Genomic DNA, 3,439 nt, shown 5'->3' with positions numbered 1-3,439 from the left:
ATATATATAAATTCTTTTTTGTACTTTTGCTAACACATTTCATTTATGCTTTATAAATTAAGCAAAGAATATTTGTAAAAATAATAAAGATATAAAACTAATACGGTGATACACAATGCAGCTCGTTCAAAGTATTTATTACTTTCACGAGCTCTTTTTTTTATTTCCTCACAACTCATTACTTGCTTGTAAAGCTGCTCCAATGGCAGTACAATATTCTGAATATTTAGGAATAAGAAAATTAACATTGTAAAGTCGTTCCATCATAGGGAAGAGAATTTTACATTGAGGCAAACGCGAAAGATTTCCTATCATAACAAAATTTTTAATCCCACTATTCAGCGCACTTAAAATTGAAGCAGAGCCTATAGATTGCAATACCAAACATATTAATCCTAAGGCTACATCTTCAATTTTTGCATTGCCATGTGCATTCGCAAACAACGATGCAGTAGCATTCATTGGTAATCCAGGAAGCGGTTTCGAAGAAATATCACTTATTTGTAAATTTATATTCCCTATATTTCCTTTCTTCGCTAAATCAGATATTTGATGAATATCATCAGTATTCAATAATAAACGAGAAAGTCCATTCAGTGTTCCACCTCCAATACCAATTCCTCCAATATGACGAATATTATCCCCGTCACACAATACAAGCGAAGTTCCTGTACCCATTGAAACAACAATCATTCTATCAAGATTAGATTCAAATTGAGCACCTAAACCATCTGCTAAAAACTCATCAGCCTTTTCTGTAGGTAAACCATAAACAGGTTTGTCTATATAAGCAGAACCTACACCTGTTAGCATAACTTTTCCAACATCATTTAAATCTATCTTATTATCGTATAGATACTTTCCAAAAGCACCGTAAAGAGAGGTTACAGGGTCAGTAGCTTTTATACGCAAAGGACGCACTACTTCATTATTCTTTATTCCAACTATTTTTGTTGTGGATATTCCCACATCAATTCCAATAGCAATTTTCATAACACCTTATATATTATTAAGCAAAGGTAAATATATTATTACTGGGCAAAGGTACAAAAAAGTAGATTGTTAAACACCTTATGAAAGAGTTTTTTCCAAAAAAAGCGAAAAACATTTCTCTATTTATCTGAAAATGAGTATTTTTGCACTCCGTTATGATGAGATAACAAGATAAGTATAAATTAATAGACAAACAGAACAAATGACAAAGGCAGATATCATCAATGAGATTGCGTCTTCTACTGGCATATCAAAGAAAGATGTGTCGGCAGTTGTGGAATCTTTTATGGATGCTATAAAAGGTAGCTTATTGGAGAATAAAGAGAATGTTTATCTCCGTGGTTTTGGAAGCTTCATTATAAAGCATCGCGCAGAGAAAACAGCACGAAATATTTCAAAGAATACAACAATCACTATCCCTGCACATAACTTCCCCAGTTTTAAACCGGCGAAGACATTTATTGAGGATATGAAAAATAAAAAAAACGATACAAACAATTTAAACATTTAAAGCTATGCCAAACGGAAAAAAGAAAAAAGGACACAAAATGGCTACGCACAAGCGTAAGAAGAGATTAAGAAAGAATAGACATAAGAGCAAGTAAGCCATTACGGCCCGAAGATTTTATGTAATCTTTCAATAGAACGGGGCATGTCTACGCATTAAAAACTCCTGTGTTTCTGGAGGCGGAGACACGTCTCGCTTCTTTAAATAAGCATCTTATAGATTGCTTATAAAATAGAGGAAAATGACAAGCGAAATAATAATTGATGCCCAACCGAAAGAGATTTCGATCGCATTACTTGAGGATAAACGATTGGTTGAATACCAATGCGAGCCAAGAGAAGCCAATTTCTCTGTTGGAAACATCTACATTGCGAAAGTAAAAAAACTTATGCCGGGTCTTAATGCCTGTTTCGTAGATGTTGGTTATGAACGCGATGCATTTCTTCATTATCTTGATTTAGGAAGTCAGTTCAACTCCTTTGCAAAATATCTCAAACAGGTACAAAGCGATAGAAAAAAACTTTATCCTATTCAGAAAGCAAGTAAACAACCCGACTTACAAAAGGATAGCAGTATTCAAAATATACTTCAAGTAGGTCAGGAAGTAATGGTACAAATAGTAAAAGAGCCAATTTCTACAAAAGGACCACGTTTAACAGGAGATATATCCTTTGCAGGACGCTATATTGTACTAATCCCATTCAGCGATAAAGTAAATGTTTCTACAAAAATAAAAAGTGGAGAAGAGCGTGCTCGGTTAAAGCAACTTATACAAAGCATTCGCCCAAAAAATTTTGGGGTAATTGTTCGTACAGTTGCGCAAGGAAAAAGAGTTGCAGAACTCGATGCAGAGATGAAACTTTTGTATGGAAGATGGCAAGATGCTATAACAAAAGTACAGAAAATTCAAGAACGACCACAACTTATCTTTGAAGAAAAAGGGCGTGCAGTTGGTATGCTTCGCGACCTTTTTAACCCTACATACGAGAATATTTATGTAAATGACGAAGAGATATGTAACGCTGTAAAAAACTATATTACTCTTATTGCTCCTGAAAAAGCAAATATAGTAAAGAAGTATACAGGAAAAGTCCCTATCTTCGATAATTTTAATGTAACTAAACAAATAAAATCGAGTTTTGGGAAGACTATAAATTACGGACACGGCTGTTACATTATTGTTGAACATACGGAAGCTATGCACGTTGTTGACGTAAATAGTGGGAATAGAACAAAAGAAAAAGAACAAGAACAAAATGCTCTCGACACAAATCTTGGAGCAGCCGACGAAATAGCTCGACAACTCCGATTAAGGGATATGGGAGGTATTATTGTTATTGACTTTATTGATATGAACTTAGCAGAAGACCGTCAAATGCTTTATGAGCGTATGTGCAAAGCGATGCAAAAGGATCGTGCGCGACATAACATTTTACCATTAAGTAAATTCGGTCTAATGCAAATAACACGCCAAAGAGTTCGTCCAGCAATGGATGTTGATGTTGCTGAAGACTGTCCAACTTGTTTTGGAACAGGCAAAATACGTTCAAGTTTACTTTTTACCGACTTGCTTGAACGAAAAATTGAGCAACTCGTAACAAAGGTTGGTATAAAGAAGTTCTATCTACACGTACACCCATACGTTGCTGCTTACATTAATAAGGGTCTAGTTTCCATTAAGATGAGGTGGCAATTAAAATATGGATTAGGAATTAGAATTGTCCCTTCACAAAAATTAGCTTTTATGCAATACGAGTTTTACGACAGCAAACGTCAATTTATTGATATGAAGGATAAGAATGACAAGCTGTAATAGCTCGTTACGAACTACTTACAATTATAAAAAGATAATGAAAGAACTATAAGAAGAGATGTTGCATCGATATGATGCAACATCTTTTTTATTTCAACAATTATAAATCTTATCACTTTTTAGGC

3 protein-coding genes are annotated in these 3,439 nt (G+C 34.3%); 2 read left to right on the top strand and 1 reads right to left on the bottom strand.

Going from position 1 to position 3,439, the window contains the following annotated elements; all coding sequences use genetic code 11:
* Positions 1–168: 168 nt before the first annotated feature.
* Positions 169–993 carry a type II pantothenate kinase gene (gene coaW, locus HMPREF9144_RS05065; RefSeq protein WP_006044820.1) on the bottom strand — a complete coding sequence of 275 codons (825 nt, stop codon included), beginning with the start codon at positions 991–993 and terminating at the stop codon, positions 169–171.
* 202 nt (positions 994–1,195) lie between these two features.
* Here coaW and HMPREF9144_RS05060 point away from each other — a divergent pair, with 202 nt between their 5' ends.
* Entirely contained in the window at positions 1,196–1,504 is a 309-nt protein-coding gene (locus HMPREF9144_RS05060) for an HU family DNA-binding protein (protein ID WP_006044819.1), read from the top strand.
* A 238-nt stretch (positions 1,505–1,742) separates the two neighbouring features.
* Entirely contained in the window at positions 1,743–3,314 is a 1,572-nt protein-coding gene (locus tag HMPREF9144_RS05055; RefSeq protein WP_006044818.1) for an Rne/Rng family ribonuclease, read from the top strand.
* The last annotated feature ends 125 nt before the right edge of the window (positions 3,315–3,439 follow it).

This window comes from Prevotella pallens ATCC 700821 (assembly GCF_000220255.1).
Lineage (GTDB): Bacteria > Bacteroidota > Bacteroidia > Bacteroidales > Bacteroidaceae > Prevotella > Prevotella pallens.
Note: the sequence above shows the minus strand (reverse complement) of the source record. Positions and strands in the feature narration are given on the sequence as shown.

Excerpts from the sequence above, each read along its gene's own strand:
- coaW (WP_006044820.1), bottom strand. The coding sequence starts at position 993 with ATGAAAATTGCTATTGGAATTGATGTGGGAATATCCACAACAAAAATA.
- HMPREF9144_RS05060 (WP_006044819.1), top strand. The coding sequence starts at position 1,196 with ATGACAAAGGCAGATATCATCAATGAGATTGCGTCTTCTACTGGCATA.
- HMPREF9144_RS05055 (WP_006044818.1), top strand. The coding sequence starts at position 1,743 with ATGACAAGCGAAATAATAATTGATGCCCAACCGAAAGAGATTTCGATC.